A 14613-nucleotide genomic window follows, 5' to 3' on the forward strand; every position below is an offset into this window, starting at 1 on the left:
CAGGCCCGAAGTGGATCGTCCGCTCGCCGTCGACCCAGGTGAAGCTATGCGCGGACAGAGTCTTCGTACCAGCTGTAGGCGTAGGACGGGTCGTCGAGGTCGCGGGACAAGGCCGTGAGCTTAAGCGGGCGGAACGTGTCGCACATCACCGCCAGCTCGTCGGTGCGCGTCATCCCCAGCGTCTTCTCGACCGTGCCCGGCTGCGGGCCGTGCGGGAGCCCGCTCGGATGCAGCGTGAACGATCCGATCTCGACGCCCTTGCGCGCGGCGTAGTCGCCGTCGACGTAGTACATGACCTCTTCGCTCTGCACGTTGGAGTGGTGGTACGGCAGGACGACCGCCTGCGGGTCCCAGTCGAGCATCCGCGGGCAGAACGAGCAGATCACGAAGTTCGGGCCCTGGAAGGTCTGGTGCGCGGGCGGCGGCTGGTGCAGGCGGCCGGCCTTGGGCTCGAAGTCGGCGATGTTGAACGTGTACGGGTAGACGTAGCCGTCCCAGCCGACGACGTCGAGCGGGTTGTAGTCGAGCACGTAGTCCTGGTAGCCGCCGCGCACGCGCACCTTGACCGTGTGCTCGCCGCGATCGCGGTGGGTGACGAGCTCCGTCGGCGGGTGGAAGTCGCGCTGTGAGAACGGCGCGTGCTCGAGCAGCTGGCCGTAGCGGTTGCGGTAGCGGTTCGGGGTCTCGATCTCGCCCGGCGTGTAGAAGGTCAGCCAGCGCTGGGGCTCGTCGAAACGGAACCGGTAGGTCGTCCCGCGCGGGATCACGACGTAGTCGTGCTTGCGGTAGGACAGCGAGCCGAAGACGGTCTCGACGACGCCGCTTCCCTCGTGGACGAAGATGACCTCGTCGCCCTCGCCGTCGCGGTAGAAGTAGTCCGCCTCGCGCTCGGGCACGCAGATGCCGATCTCGACGTCGTTGTTGTACTGCAGGACGCGCCGGCCGAGGACGGCGTCGCCTTCCGGCTGCATCTCGCGCGTGTGCGTGAGCCGGTGCACGTGGGTGTCGGGCACCCACTCCTCGAGCTCGATCTTCTCGAACTCGCCGACGTCCTTCACGCGGCAGGGGGAGAACAGGTGGTAGAGGATCGACTCGTTGCCGGAGAACCCCTCGAATCCCATGACCTCCTCGACCAGCAACGGGGCGGTGCCGTTCGCGGACGAGTCCGGGTCGCGGTACTGGACGTGGCGCTTGGCCGGGATGCGGCCCAGGCTGTGGTAGCGCATCAGTCGCTCCTCTCCGTGGGGTTCAGCACGCGGCCGCAGAACAGGATCGTCCCGGTCGGCGCGTGCTCGACCGCCCACGTGAACGGGCGGTCGAAGACTAGGTGGAATTCGGGTTGCCGGAACGCGACCGCGCGGGCGGTGACGGCGGTGGTCGCGGCTGCGCGGGTGCCGGCTTCGTCGACGTCGACCCGCGCCCGCTGCACGACGCGCCCGAGGGACTTGCGGCCTGGGCCGGCGATCAGCTCGTCGAGGTCCTCGCCCGGCCGGAACGCCGGGCCGAGACCAAGCGCGATCAGCAGCTCGGACAGCTCGAGCGACGACGTGGTGCTGAAGCGCGGGAGCTCGACGACCCCGTAGCCCTCGGACCAGCGCTCCGGCGCATCGCCCATCCTCGCCACGAAGCGCAGGTCGCCGTCGCGATACGGGAGCCGGACCGCGTCCTCGGTGTACTCGAACGTCCCGTCGACGCGCATCAGGCGCTCGCCGCGGGTGAACGGGAAGACCCACTTCGCGTCCAGGTACTCGGCGTCGGTGAGGACGAACACCTCGTCGTCGCCGAGCTCGTCGAGGATGCGGGGGATCATGCCGCGGGTCTTCTCGTCCGACCAGGCGTTGATGCGGGCGAGGTCGAGCGGGCCGGCGTCGAGCTTCAGCGCCGGCCCGGGCATGTAGCCCTTGCCGAGCCAGACCGCCTGCGCGGACAGGATCCCGTCGACCTCGGGCACGGGGTCGAGCTTCGAGAGCGCTTCGCGCGTCTCCCCGGTCGCGCCCTCGCGGATCGTGGAGAGAGCCCGCGCGAGACCGTAGGGCGAGACGACGACCTCGCCTTGGAGGCGCTCCAGCAGCGCGGGCCCGAGATCCATAAGTCCCTACAGATTGCCGCGCAAGGCCTGCTCGCGCTCGATCGCCTCGAACAGCGCCTTGAAGTTGCCGTCGCCGAAGCCGCGGGCGCCGTGGCGCTCGATGACCTCGAGAAAGACCGTCGGCCGGTCGCCGATCGGCTTCGTGAAGATCTGCAGCAGGTAGCCCTCGTCGTCGCGGTCGACGAGGATGCCGAGGCGCTTGAGGTCCTCGAAGTCCTCGGCGATCTCGCCCACGCGGTCCGGCGCCTCGTCGTAGTAGGTGTCGGGCGTGTTGAGGAACTGGATGCCGCGCTCCTGCAGCTGCTCGACGGTCTTGACGATGTCGCGCGTCGCGACCGCGATGTGCTGCGCGCCCGCGCCGCCGTAGTACTCGAGGTACTCGTCGATCTGCGACTTGCGCTTGCCCTCGGCCGGCTCGTTGAGCGGGAACTTCACGCGCCCGTTGCCGTTGGTGACGACCTTCGACATCAGCGCGGAGTACTCGGTCGAGATGTCCTCGTCGGAGAAGTGCAGCATCTCGCGCATCCCGAAGACGTCCTCGTAGTACTTGACCCACTCGTCCATGTGGCCGAGCTCGACGTTGCCGACGATGTGGTCGATCGCGAGCAGGCCGGCGTCGCCTGAGTCGATGTCGCGCGCCGCGTACCCGGGCAGGAAGGCGCCCTTGTAATTCGAGCGATCGATGAACGTGTGCAGCGTGTCGCCGTACGTCTTGATCGACGCGCGGCGCAGCGTGCCGTGGTCGTCCGAGACGTCACGCGGCTCCTCGACGCCGACGGCCCCGCGGGTCGTCGCCTCGCGGTAGGCGTGGTCGACGTCCGGCACGCCCAGCGCGATCACCTTCACGCCGTCGCCGTGAGCGGCGACGTGCGCGCCGATCTCGTGGCCGGGCACGAGCGCGCCGGTCAGGACGATCCGGATCCGCCCCTGCTCGAGCACGTGCGAGGCGCGGTCGCGCACGCCGGTCTCCAGGCCCGCATACGCCACCTCCTTGAAGCCCAGCGCGCGGACCCAATAACTGGCGGCCTGCAGCGCGTTGCCGACGTAGAACTCGACGTGGTCGATGCCGTGCAGCGGCATGAAGTCTTCAGTCGTGGACGGGGCGACGATCGGCTGCGTGCTCATGGAGTTCATGATCCGCCGATGTGGCGTGGCGGACAATGCCGATCCGTTGCTTGCGCCACCCGTTATGGTGCGCGCGTGGACGATATCGACCGGCAGATCGTTGCGCTGTTGCGACAGGACGCACGACGCTCCTTCCAGAGCATCGGGCTGAGGGTCTCGCTGAGCGCGCCGGCCGTCAAGCGGCGCGTCGACCGGCTCGAGGCGGACGGCGTGATCCGTGGCTACACCGCGCGCGTCGACCCCGGGCGCTTCGGCTGGAACACGCACGCGCTGGTCGCGATGTACTGCGAAGGGCGGATGGCGGCGTCCGAGGTCCGCGACGCGGTCGAGCGCCATCCGGAGGTCGAAGCCGCCTATACGGTGGCGGGCGAGGCGAGCGCGGTCGTGCACGTGCGGGCGCGTGACACGTCCCACCTGGAGGAGACGCTCGAGCGCATCCGCGACCACCCGGGCGTCACGCGAACGCAGACTCAGATCGTCCTCTCGACGCTGTTCGAGCGTCCTTTTGAGGAGTAGCTACAAAAATGAGTACACAATCGTTGGCCTCGCCCTAAGAAGCACCCTCTGCTTGTGGGTAGGCTGCAAGCCATGACCCGCCTCGAGCGCCGTGTGAACATGGCGGCAGTCTTTCTGCCCTTCATCGTCGTGGCCATCGCCATCCCGTTCCTGTGGGGCGACTGGCTCGACTGGTCGGACGTCGTCGTCTTCACGATCATGTACCTGCTGTCCGGATTCGGCGTGACCGTCGGCTTCCACCGGCTGCTGACCCACCGCTCCTTCAAGACGCACAAGTTCACCGAGTACGTCTTCGCGTACCTCGGGATGCTCGCGGTCGAGGGCCCCGTGATCGACTGGGTGGCCGACCACCGCAAGCACCACGCGCACACGGACGTCGAAGGCGACCCGCACTCCCCGCACGTCGGCCACGGCGACGGCCTCAAGGGCGCGATCAAGGGCCTCTGGCACGCGCACGTCGGCTGGCTGTGGGAGACCCACGGCGAGGCGAGCGCCCGCCGCTACGCCAAGGACCTCGCCGAGGACCGCACGATGCGTGCGCTCAACCGCAAGTTCCCGTGGATCGTGGTCGGCTCGCTGCTGATCCCGGCGGCGCTCGGCGGCCTGCTCAGCATGAGCTGGCACGGCGCGCTCACCGGCCTCATCTGGGGCGGCTTCGCGCGCATCTTCTTCGTGCACCACGTGACCTGGTCGGTCAACTCGGTGTGCCACTTCTTCGGCACCCGCCGCTTCGAGATCGAAGACAAGTCGACCAACGTCTTCTGGCTGGCGATCCCGTCCTTCGGCGAGAGCTGGCACCACAACCACCACACGTTCCCCCGCTCGGCCAAGCACGGCCTGAAGTGGTGGGAGATCGACCCGTCGGCGATGATGATCGGGCTCCTCAAGCGCGTCGGCCTCGCCTGGGACGTCGTGACGATCACCCCCGAGCGTCAGGCCCAGAAGCTCGCGGGCGCGCCGAAGCCCGCCGCGCCGGCCGAAGAAGAGAAGGTCCCCGAGCCGGTCGGCTAGCTGGGAAGCAGTTCGCCGAGCGTTCGGATCGAGCGCTCGGTGATCGGGCTGGCGACGACGATCACCTCGTCGGCGCCGGCCTCGCCCAGCTCGGCGATGTGGGCGGCGAAACGCGATTGCTCGACGGCGTCCATCCCTTCGGGGCGGCGCTCGACCGGGAGGCCGTCGAGCTGGACCAGCATGCAGACGCTCCGCGAGACGGTGTCCGGGATGCCGATCTCCTCGATCAGCTTCGCCAGGCCCTCGGGCTCGTTGCCGTAGTCGTCCCACCACGTGTTCCACGCCTGGACGTGGGGGAGGGTGATGCCGAGCGTCCGCTTGCCGTTGGAGCCGATCATGATCGGCGTCTGGCGGGCGGGCTTGGGCAGCAGGACGACGTCGTCGGCGCGGTGGTAGGTGCCGTCGAGCGTCACCCGCTCGCCGCGCAGGAGCCCGCTGATGATCGCGAAGGCCTCCTCGAAGCGCGAGACCCGGCGGTCGTACGGGATGCCGAACGCGTCGAACTCGCGCCGGTTCCAGCCCGAGCCGATCCCGAGCACGAAGCGCCCGCCGCTGACCTCGTCGATCGTCGACGCCATCTTGGCCAGCACCGCCGGCGGGTGGAAGCCCGCGCACGCGACGAGCGGGCCGAGCCGCACCCTGGTGGTCGCCGCGGCCAGCGCGCTCAGCAGCGTCCACGCCTCCCAGGGCGCGCACTCCGCATGCTTGTTGCGCGCGTCGTAGAGCAGGTGGTCGCCGATCCACAGCGACTCGAACCCGACCTCCTCGGCCGCCCGCGCCATCGCCAGGTACTCGGGCCAGCGCACCTCGCGCTCGACCTCGGGGAGTTGAATGCCGATCTTCATGTCGCGCGCAAGTTAAAGGGGTCAGGCCCCTTTAGGTTTTGTGGGGCGGTGCCGATACACGTCCCGTGACTCCTCCGACGCCACCCGCGCCGCCCGTGACCCCCGGCGGCCGCCAGATCGACGCTCAGCCGTGGGGCCATCGCTACTGGGACGGCCTGGCGCGCGACGCCGGCAAGACCAGCGTGCCGCCGCCGCTCGCGCCCAAGCCGCGCCCGGTCTAGGTCTTCGACGGCGCTTCGGCGCGCACGACGAGCGCGACGCTCGCGACGATGATCCCTGCGCCGATCAGGGTGGTCGCCGTGATGCCCTCGTCGAGGATCAGCCAGCCGAGCGCGATCGCGACGACGGGGTTCACGTACGCGTACGTCGAGACCTTCGAGATCGGCGCGTTCTGCAGCAGCCACGCGTAACACGTGAAGGCGAGCAGCGAGCCGAAGGTGATCAGGTAGATCAGGCCGAAGATCGAGCGGCCGGAGAACGCCTCGAAGTGCACGTCGCCGACCTCGCCGCCGATCAGGCCGCACGAGAACACGGCGATACCGCCCAGCAGCGACTGCCAGGCGGTCGAGACCAGCGGGTCGCGGGGGAGCGAGATGCGCGGCGAGGCGAACGAGCCGACCGCCCACATCAACGCCGCGCCAACGCACGCGAGCAGGCCGATCAGCGTCGCCTCACCCGACGGGTGCAGCAGCAGGACCAGGCCGCCGAAGCCGACCAGCACGGCGCCGATCGACCGCCACGCGATCCGCTCGCCGGTCGCCCGGCGCAGCAGGATCACCCACAACGGGATCGAGGCCACCAGGAGGGCGGCCAGGCCGGACGGGACGGTCTTCTCGGCGACGGAGATGACGGCGTTGGCGCCGGGCAGCATCAGCCCGACGAAGCCGGCCGACAGCAGCTCGGCGCGGGTGGGCTTCCACACCGACGCCCCGCTTCGGAACGCGAGGATCGGCAGCAGGATCAGCCCGACGCAGATGAAGCGCGTGCCCGCGCCCAGCAGCGGCGGGATCGTCTCCACCATGAGGGCGATCGCCAGGTAGGTCGACCCCCAGACGATGTAGACGATCCAGAGCGCCGTCCAGATCTTCCAAGGAGGTGCGGCCTCCGCCCGCGCAGGGACGGCGCTGACGGAGGCCTCCAACGCGCTCACGAGTTCCGGAGCCTCCGCGCGCGATAGGCCAGCAGGTCGACCACGTCCGCCGTGTGGCGGAACGGGTCGGCGACGCGCGCGCCCGTGTCGACCGACAGCGCCGCCACCACCTCGTCGCCGGACTCGGCGATGAGCAGCTCACCAGCGGGGACTTCGCTGGAATCCAGCTCGGCGAGGCGTCGCAGGGCGGGGCCGTCGGAGCCACGGGCGGATCGGATCACGACGGTTGGATGAATGTTGGCGAGAGCGGACATGGTGTGCTCCTCTAACGGAGTTGGAGAACAGAACGTGAGATCCATGTTCGGCATTCCCGGCCATCAGTTCAAATGACCTTTCGCTGGGCGTGGTATAAGGAGTTCTGATGCTTGACGTGCGCCGTATGCGGGTGCTCCGCGAGGTCGCTGTGCGCGGGTCGTTCAGCGCCGCCGCCGAGTCGCTCTCCTTCACCCAGTCCGCGATCTCGCAGCAGATCGCCGCGCTCGAGCGCGAGGCCGGCTGCACGTTGGTGCAGAGGAACGCGCGGGGAATCCGGTTGACCGAGGCGGGTGAGGCGCTCGTGCGCCACGCGGACGCCATCCTCGCCCGCCTGTCTGAGGCTGAAGCTGAGCTTGAGGCTATCGCCGGTTTGCGCGGCGGGCGGCTGCGCATGGCGTCCTTCGAGTCCGCGGCGGCGACGCTGATGCCGCTGGCGATCGCGTCCTTCCGCGCCGAGCATCCGGACGTCGAGCTCTCGATGCTGATGATGGAGCCCGAGGACTCCGCCCCGCTGCTGAAGGCGGGCGAGCTGGACCTCGCGCTCGGCTTCGACGCCCGCATCCGCGGCGAGGTCGACGGCGTCACCCGCCACCACCTGATCACCGACCCGATGTTCATCGCGATGCCGGCCGACCACCCGCACGCCCATCGGCGCAACCTGCGTCTCGCCGATCTCGCCGACGACCCCTGGATCGCGGGCACCACCGACTGCGAGTGCAACCGGCTGATCAACCGCGCGTGCGCGATCGCCGGGTTCGAACCCCGGATCGCCTTCCAGACCGACGACTACACCGCGATGCAGGGCTTCGTCGCCGCGGGCGTGGGCGTGTCGATGATCGCCGAGCTCGGCCTGACGAGCATCCGCGACGACATCGTCGTCCGCTCGCTCGGCCGCGAGACCCCGGTCCGCGAGGTGTTCGCGATGACCGCCACCGACGCCCACCGCACCCCCTCGACGCAGGTGATGCTCGACATCCTCATGGCCGTCGCGTCGCGTTACGAGAGCCGCCGCCCCCGGCTGCAGCTCGTCGGCTGAGCCGGAAGACGGAATTTTGCGCCGTGCGGCGCGTCCTCGGTTAGCGTCACGCCCCCCCGACCTGGAGGAGCCCGGCGTTGCACGCCGCCGCCCGCCGTGTCTGCTTCGCGCTCGCGATGAGCGCCGCCTTTGCCGTCGCCGGTCCCGCCCACGCGGACACGACCACGTTCGTGTTCACCGGGACCGAGCGGCTGTTCCCCGTTCCCACAGGCGTGACCTCGGTGCACGTGGTGGCGATCGGCGCGCGCGGCGCGAGCACCGTGGCGGGGCCAGGGGGACAGGGCGCGCGGGTCACCGCTGATCTGCCGGTCACGCCGGGCACGATGCTGTTCGTCAACGTCGGCGGCTCCAATGGATTCAACGGCGGCGGCGCGGGCGGCTCGACCGGGGGCGCCGTCGGCGGCGGGGCGAGCGACGTGCGGTTGGTGTCGCGCTCGGGGACGGCGGCGCTCGGCTCACGGCTGATCGTCGCGGCCGGCGGTGGCGGCGCCGGTGGCCTCAACGGCGGCGCCGGCGGGAACGCGGACGCGGTCGGCGCGGACGCGGGCGTCGCGGGCATCCTCGGCGGCGGGGCCGGGAACGCGCTCGGCGTGGGCGCGGGCGGGTCGGGCGGCGCGTCGGGGGCGAGCGGCTCGCCCGGGTTCGCCGGGTCGGGAGGCCCGGGCGGCGGGACCGGCCAGTCCTTCGGCGGCGGTGGCGGTGGCGGCGGGTACTTCGGCGGCGGTGGCGGTGGAGGCGGCATCGGCAACGTCGGCGGCGTCGGCGCTCCCTTCGGCGGCGGGGGCGGCGGGGGCGGCAGCTTCGTCACGCCCGGCGTGCCGGCCACGTTCACGACGACGACCGCCGACCCGTCGATCACGATCACCTTCAACGCGCCGGCGCTGACGGCCCCGGGCCCGGTCGCGTTCCCGGCCGACCAGTTCGTCGGGACGCTGAGCGCGCCGCAGCCGGTGACGATCCACAACGGCGGCGGCGCGCCGCTCGAGCTCGACGGCGCGTCCGCGACCGGCGACTTCCTCGTCGACGCGGGTGCGTGCATGGCGGCGATCGCCCCGGGCGCGAGCTGCACCGCGCTGGTGCGGTTCGCGCCGACGGCGGCCGGCCGCCGCACCGGCGAACTGACGCTCACCTCCAACGATCCGGCCGGTCCGACGGAGGTCGCGCTGTCCGGGGTCGGCGTCCTCACCCCCGCCGCCGAGCCGGGCGCGCCCAGCGCGAAGGGCGACCCCGGCGCCAAGGGCGACCCCGGTCAGCAGGGCGCGCCGGGCAAGGACGCGCAGTTGCCGGTCGTGACCTGCACGACGAAGCGCAAGAAGACGACGTGCACCACGACGTTCGCGGCCGGCACGAAGGTCACGCTGTTCCGCAACGGCCGCCTCGCCGCGAGCGGCACCGTCTCGCGCGGGAAGCTCAAGCTGAGCAAGCGCGTCGCGGCGGGCACCTACGCGCTGCGGGCGGTGCGCGGCGCGCGCGAGCAGCGGATCGTGGTCAGCGTGAGGTGACCACGTTGATCGGCGCCCCGGCCGCGAAGGCGTTGATCTGGTCGAACACATCCGCGAACTGCAGGTCCCACTCCTCATGCGTGACGTAGCCGATGTGGGGCGTGCAGAGGACGTTCTCCAGGGCCAACAGCGGGTCGGCCGGGTCCCGCAGCGGCTCCGTCTCGAACACGTCGACGGCGGCCATTCCCGGGCGGCCGGCGCGGAGCGCGGCGACCAGCGCGCCGGGCTCGATCAGGCCGGCACGACTCGTGTTGACCAGGAGCGCGCTCGGCTTCATCAGGTCCAGATCGGAGCGCGTGACGATGCCGCGCGTGGCGGCGAGGAGCCGCATGTGCAGCGACAGCACGTCGCAACCCGCGAAGAAGTCCTCCTTGGTCGGGGCCACGTCGAGACCGTCGGCGTGCGCTCGCTCGCGCGACTCCGTGCGCGCCCACACCACCGTCCGCATCCCGAACGCCGCCCCGTAACCGGCCACGACCTTCGCGATCCGTCCGTAGCCGTAGAGACCGAGCGTCCTGCCGCGCAGCGAGCGGCCGACACCGGCCTGCCACTCGCCCGCCCGGCATGAGGCGACCTGCCGGGGAAGATCGCGCATCGCGGCGAGCACCAGCGCCCAGGTCAGTTCCGCGGTCGAGTACGAGGGCGTGCCGGCGTGCAGGTCCGAGCAGACGGTGACCCCGAGCCGGTCGCACGCGTCGATGTCGATGTGCGGGAAGACGCTGCGCTGGCTGATCAGCCGCAGGTCCGGAAGGCGCTCGAGCAGCGGCGCGCGGATCTCCGTGCGCTCGCGGATCAGCACGAGCGCATCGAAGCCCTGCAGGCGCTCGGCCAGCACGTCGGTGTCCTGGACGTGGTCGGTGAAGACCGTGACCTCGTGACCGTCCAGCCGCGCGAAGCACGGCAGAGCTCGCAGCGTGTCGAACCAGTCGTCGAGGATCGCGACCCTCACGCCACGAATGGTCTCATCGAGGCTGGTCAGGACGCTTTCGACAGCTGAACGGAGACCGGACGCCGCCGCCCGGTTAACTTCCGCCCCGTTCCGGACCAGGGTCTAGAGGGGGTTTCATGAGGGTTGCCAGGATGGCGTTGCTCGTCGTCGCGGCGGTGGTCGCGACGGCCGCGCCGGCGAGCGCACAGACGATCCCGCCGACGGGGGTGGGAAGCGCGACGGTCGTGCCGCTGCAGGTCACGGGGCCGCCGGCGAACCGGTTCAACCTCGTGATCGCCGGCGACGGCTACACCGAGGCCGAGCAGGACAAGTTCATGCAGCAGGTCGACAAGCACCTGAACATCATGTGGTCGATCGAGCCGTACAAGTCCTACCGGAACTACATCAACGTCTACGCGATCAAGATCATCTCCGGTGAGTCGGGGATCAGCTGCGACAACCAGCTGACCTCGCCGCGGAGGACGACGCCGCTGAGCATGGCGTTCTGGGGCGGGTGCAGCGCGAGCAGCGTGCAGCGGCTCGTCACCGTCAACAACTCCGCGCTGGCGCGCTACACGGCGCTCGCGCCGGGCGTGTCGCAGCGGCTCGCGATCGGCAACAGCGACACCTACGGCGGCGCCGGCGGGACGAACGCCACGGCGACCGGCGGCAACTCGATGTCAGCGCTGATCAGCCCGCACGAGATCGGCCACTCGCTGGGCGGCCTGCAGGACGAGTACGACTACTACACGCGCGGCGTGCTCGGCGGCTGCTACACGGGCGGCGAGCCGAGCTCGGTCCATCACACGCTGCTGACGATCGACCAGATGCTCGCCCAGCAGAAGAAGTGGTGGCGCTGGATCGGCGAGCCGAGCGAGGCGGGCGGCCTGATCGGCCGCTACGAGGGCGGCATGTACTTCGACAAGTGCATCTGGCGCCCGAGCCAGCACTCGATCATGAAGACGCTCGGCTACTACTACGACCAGGTCTCCCGCGAGGTCATGACGCAGAAGATCTCGGCGAAGGTCAAGCTCGTCGATGCCTCGACGCCGACGACCACGCCGGTCGGCAACACCGACACGCTGTGGATCGACACCCAGCACCCGGTCGACCATCAGCTCAACGTCACCTGGTCGCTGGACGGAACCGTCATCCCCAACACCGCCAACCTGCGCAACCTGAAGCTCTCCGGGCTCGCCACGGGCACGCACACCGTCACGGCGAAGGTGAGCGACCCGACCACGTTCGTCCGCGACCCCGCGATCCAGAACGGCACCGCGCTGACGCAGACGCTGACCTGGAACGTCAAGGACTCGGCGAACGCGCCAGGAGCGGCCGAGCCGGCGACGATCACCGGCGGCACGCAGAACGAGCGCCCCGTGGGTCGCAACGACGTCGTCTACGTCGCCACGAACCATCCGGCCGACGGCAGCGTCGCGTCGATCACCTGGAAGCTCGACGGCACCACGGTGCCGAACGCGGGTGACGGCCGCTTCATCAACCTGTCGGCGCTGAACCTCACCGGCGCACACACGCTGACAGCGACCGTCGGCGACACGACCCGCACCTGGACCGTCGACGGGACCGACGCGGTGACGACGTTCACGGTCTCGACCCCGAAGGCGGTCGTCTCGGCTCCCGGCGCCGACATCCCCGAGTACATCTTCGAAGGCCCGTTCTCGATGAAGCTCGCGGCGACCGATGACAAGCCGGGCTATGTCGTGCCCGAGTACCGGGTCGACGGCGACGGCTGGCAGAACTTCTACGGCTGGCCGACCGATGCCAACGCGCCGATGCAGTTCTCCAACACCGGCACCGACATCGACGCGCTCAACTACGGCAAGCTCGCCTACGGCAAGCACGTGATCGAGTACCGGGCGATCGACGCCGCGGGCAACATCGCGGCGGCCAAGAAGTTCGTGGCCACGTACCTCGACCCCGAGAAGAGCGAGGTCGCGCCCGCCGGCGGCACTGTCGGAGCGACGCTCTCGCTGACCCTCGGCGCGACGCCGCCCACGTTCGGCGCCTTCACGCCGGGCATCACGAAGGACTACACGGCGTCCATGGCCGCCGACGTGATCTCGTCCGCCGGCGACGCCGCGCTCAGCGTGAGCGACCCCGGCAAGCTGATGAACGGGACCTTCGCGCTGAACTCGCCGCTGCAGGTGAGCGCGACGTCCCAGCTCGGCACCGCCGGGACGGGCACGACGCTTCTCACCTACTCCGGCCCGGTCAGCCACGATCCGGTGACCGTGGCCTTCAAGCAGCACATCGACGCGAGCGACCCGCTGCGCACGGGCGCCTACTCGAAGACGCTGACCTTCACCCTGTCGACGACGAACCCGTGATGCCGTTGGCGTACGCGTAAACGACGGCCTGCGCGCGATCGCGGGCGCCGATCTTGGCGAAGATGTGGTTGACGTGGCTCTTCACCGTCGCCGCGCTCACCACCAGGCGCTCCGCGATCTCCGCGTTCGTCAGACCCCCGGCGATCAGCTGCAGCACCTCGACCTCGCGCGGGGTGAGGTCGTCGGGGGCGTCCGCCGGGGTCGGCTCGGCGGGCGCGCTGACGGCGGCGAGCACGTGGTGCTGGATCGCGGGATCGAGGGCGGCCTCGCCGCGGGCGACGGCTTCGACGGCGGCCTTGATCTCCTCCGCGCCCGCGTCCTTGGTCAGGTAGCCGCGGGCGCCGGCGCGCAGCGCGCCGAGGACGGAGGCGTCGTCGGCGTAGGTGGTCAGCGCGATCGCCGAGGTGCCGCGCGCGGCGAGGCGGCGGATCGCCTCGATGCCGTCCATCCGCGGCATCCGCAGATCCATCAGGACGACGTCGGGGTTGTGCTCGGCGGCGAGTTTCAAAGCCTCCTCGCCATCGGCGGCGGTGGCGACGAGCTCGATGCCGGGCAGGAGCCCGACGAGCATCCCGAGGCCCTCGCGGACCACGGTCTGGTCGTCGGCGAGCAGGACGCGGATGTTCACGCTGGAAGCCACAGCTCGACCCGGAAGCCGTCGTCGGTGGGACCGGCGTTCAGGCGGCCGCCGAGCAGCTCGGCGCGCTCCCGCATGCCGGTCAGCCCGTAGCCGCGCCCGCCGATCACCGGGGCCGCCTTCCCATGGTCCTGGACGGTCAGCGTGGTGCCGTCGTCCTCGTAGACGAGCTTGAGCTCGACACGGTCCGACGCGGAATGGCGGCGCACGTTGGTCAGGGCCTCCTGGGCGGTGCGATAGAGGGCGAGGCGAGCTTCGGAAGAGGCTTCGCGCGGGGTGCCGGTGACGGTGAAGGTCGCGCCCGGGAACGTGCCGGCGAGGTCCTCGAGCGCGGGAAGGTCGTCGCCGCGCAGGGCGCTGATCGCCTGGCGCGCCTCGGTGAGACCCGAGACCGCCAGATGGTGCGCGCGCTCGAGGCCGTTGATCACCGCGGGGTCGGCGTCGCGGTCGCGGGCCAGCAACCGCGTGCCTTCCAGCTGCAGGGCAAGGGCGCTCAGAGAGTGGGCGAGCACGTCGTGCAGCTCGCGCGCGACCCGCTGGCGCTCGCCCAGCGCCGCGGACTGCGCGTGCGCGGCGCGGGACGCCTCGAGCTCCTTGTTGCGCATCGCGAGCCGCCGGATCAGCCGCATGATCAGGAACCACGGCAGCACGCTGAACAGGAGCCCGGCGATGTTGCCGGGGTTCTCGTGCTTGAGCAGCATGACCGCGACGATCCCGGCGACGGTGCCGCCGCAGATCACGATCGCGCTGTCGCGGCTGAGCCGGATGCCGCCGATCGCCATCACGAAGTACACGCCCGCGTAGCCCGCGCTGTCGGGCTGAATGGCGGCGAAGGCCACCGAGGCGATGCCGACCAGGCTGAGACCGATGAAGCGCGACCCCTCGAACCACTGCGTCCGCTTCATCGCGAGCACCAGCCCGGTGACCAGGAGAGCGTCGATGGCGATCACCAGCGGTCCGTCGCCGGTCAAGCCCGGCTCCGGGGGCGTGAAGAACGTCGAGATCACCACGACCGCGATCGCCACGAACCCGAGTGCGCGCAGCGCCTTGGGCGGGCCCTCCATCGAGGGCGGGGACATATCGCGGAAGTCCATGCCGCACACGGTAGATCGCGGTCACGCGCCCTTCATGGGCGCGGGGGTGGAACCGTCTCCACCCACGGGTTGAGACG

Annotated in this window: 15 protein-coding genes; 6 read left to right on the forward strand and 9 right to left on the reverse strand. The window is 70.4% G+C overall.

Translation table 11 applies throughout. The annotated features are described in order from the left end of the window. Positions 1-44: 44 nt before the first annotated feature. The 3 genes from G569_RS0112300 to hppD are packed head-to-tail and all read right to left on the reverse strand — an operon-like array spanning position 45 to position 3214. The gene (locus G569_RS0112300; RefSeq protein ID WP_028063634.1) at positions 45-1226 is read right to left on the reverse strand and encodes a homogentisate 1,2-dioxygenase; all 1182 of its coding nucleotides are present in this window, start codon (positions 1224-1226) and stop codon (positions 45-47) included. Next, positions 1226-2089 (reverse strand): serpin family protein, encoded by an 864-nt coding sequence (locus G569_RS0112305; RefSeq protein WP_028063635.1) that lies wholly within the window; start codon positions 2087-2089, stop codon positions 1226-1228. The genes G569_RS0112300 and G569_RS0112305 overlap by 1 nt, the downstream gene beginning before the upstream one ends. A gap of 6 nt (positions 2090-2095) precedes the next feature. Then, the gene (gene hppD, locus G569_RS0112310) at positions 2096-3214 is read right to left on the reverse strand and encodes a 4-hydroxyphenylpyruvate dioxygenase (RefSeq protein WP_053226258.1); all 1119 of its coding nucleotides are present in this window, start codon (positions 3212-3214) and stop codon (positions 2096-2098) included. Positions 3215-3232: 18 nt separating this feature from the next. Here hppD and G569_RS0112315 point away from each other — a divergent pair, with 18 nt between their 5' ends. After that, the gene (locus G569_RS0112315; protein WP_053226259.1) at positions 3233-3730 is read left to right on the forward strand and encodes an Lrp/AsnC family transcriptional regulator; all 498 of its coding nucleotides are present in this window, start codon (positions 3233-3235) and stop codon (positions 3728-3730) included. Between the two features lie 72 nt (positions 3731-3802). Then, positions 3803-4741: an acyl-CoA desaturase gene (locus G569_RS47780; protein WP_064750334.1), complete on the forward strand. Its 939-nt coding sequence runs from the start codon at positions 3803-3805 to the stop codon at positions 4739-4741. Here G569_RS47780 and G569_RS47785 read toward each other — a convergent pair. Beyond that, a complete protein-coding gene (locus G569_RS47785; RefSeq protein WP_053226260.1) occupies positions 4738-5586 on the reverse strand; it encodes a TIGR03619 family F420-dependent LLM class oxidoreductase in 849 nt (282 codons plus the stop codon). The two genes, G569_RS47780 and G569_RS47785, sit on opposite strands and share 4 nt — an antisense overlap. Before the next feature lie 65 nt (positions 5587-5651). Between G569_RS47785 and G569_RS62485 the strand changes: the two genes are divergently transcribed. Continuing rightward, positions 5652-5807, forward strand: a complete 156-nt coding sequence (locus G569_RS62485; RefSeq protein ID WP_157591985.1) for a hypothetical protein — start codon at positions 5652-5654, stop codon at positions 5805-5807. Here the strand turns inward: G569_RS62485 and G569_RS0112335 are convergent. Beyond that, entirely contained in the window at positions 5804-6736 is a 933-nt protein-coding gene (locus tag G569_RS0112335) for an EamA family transporter (RefSeq protein ID WP_064750335.1), read from the reverse strand. The two genes, G569_RS62485 and G569_RS0112335, sit on opposite strands and share 4 nt — an antisense overlap. Further along, positions 6733-7035: a GNAT family N-acetyltransferase gene (locus G569_RS0112340; protein ID WP_157591986.1), complete on the reverse strand. Its 303-nt coding sequence runs from the start codon at positions 7033-7035 to the stop codon at positions 6733-6735. The genes G569_RS0112335 and G569_RS0112340 overlap by 4 nt, the downstream gene beginning before the upstream one ends. Before the next feature lie 62 nt (positions 7036-7097). Between G569_RS0112340 and G569_RS47790 the strand changes: the two genes are divergently transcribed. Together G569_RS47790 and G569_RS65935 are read left to right on the forward strand one after the other, a co-directional pair. Further along, positions 7098-8027 carry a LysR family transcriptional regulator gene (locus G569_RS47790; protein WP_064750336.1) on the forward strand — a complete coding sequence of 310 codons (930 nt, stop codon included), beginning with the start codon at positions 7098-7100 and terminating at the stop codon, positions 8025-8027. Positions 8028-8104: 77 nt separating this feature from the next. Next, a complete protein-coding gene (locus G569_RS65935) occupies positions 8105-9529 on the forward strand; it encodes a choice-of-anchor D domain-containing protein (protein ID WP_053226262.1) in 1425 nt (474 codons plus the stop codon). Here G569_RS65935 and G569_RS0112355 read toward each other — a convergent pair. Beyond that, positions 9516-10478, reverse strand: coding sequence for a D-2-hydroxyacid dehydrogenase family protein (locus tag G569_RS0112355; protein WP_028063640.1), 963 nt, complete (start codon positions 10476-10478; stop codon positions 9516-9518). The genes G569_RS65935 and G569_RS0112355 overlap by 14 nt on opposite strands. 131 nt (positions 10479-10609) lie before the next feature. Between G569_RS0112355 and G569_RS47800 the strand changes: the two genes are divergently transcribed. Beyond that, positions 10610-12805 carry a M64 family metallopeptidase gene (locus G569_RS47800; protein ID WP_064750337.1) on the forward strand — a complete coding sequence of 732 codons (2196 nt, stop codon included), beginning with the start codon at positions 10610-10612 and terminating at the stop codon, positions 12803-12805. Here G569_RS47800 and G569_RS0112365 read toward each other — a convergent pair. Together G569_RS0112365 and G569_RS57810 are read right to left on the reverse strand one after the other, a co-directional pair. Beyond that, positions 12780-13433 (reverse strand): response regulator, encoded by a 654-nt coding sequence (locus G569_RS0112365; protein ID WP_211232973.1) that lies wholly within the window; start codon positions 13431-13433, stop codon positions 12780-12782. The genes G569_RS47800 and G569_RS0112365 overlap by 26 nt on opposite strands. Beyond that, a complete protein-coding gene (locus G569_RS57810) occupies positions 13430-14536 on the reverse strand; it encodes a sensor histidine kinase (protein ID WP_084284818.1) in 1107 nt (368 codons plus the stop codon). Before G569_RS57810 ends, G569_RS0112365 begins: the two co-directional genes overlap by 4 nt. Positions 14537-14613: the final 77 nt, after the last annotated feature.

The sequence above is a fragment of the Solirubrobacter soli DSM 22325 genome (assembly GCF_000423665.1).
GTDB lineage: Bacteria > Actinomycetota > Thermoleophilia > Solirubrobacterales > Solirubrobacteraceae > Solirubrobacter > Solirubrobacter soli.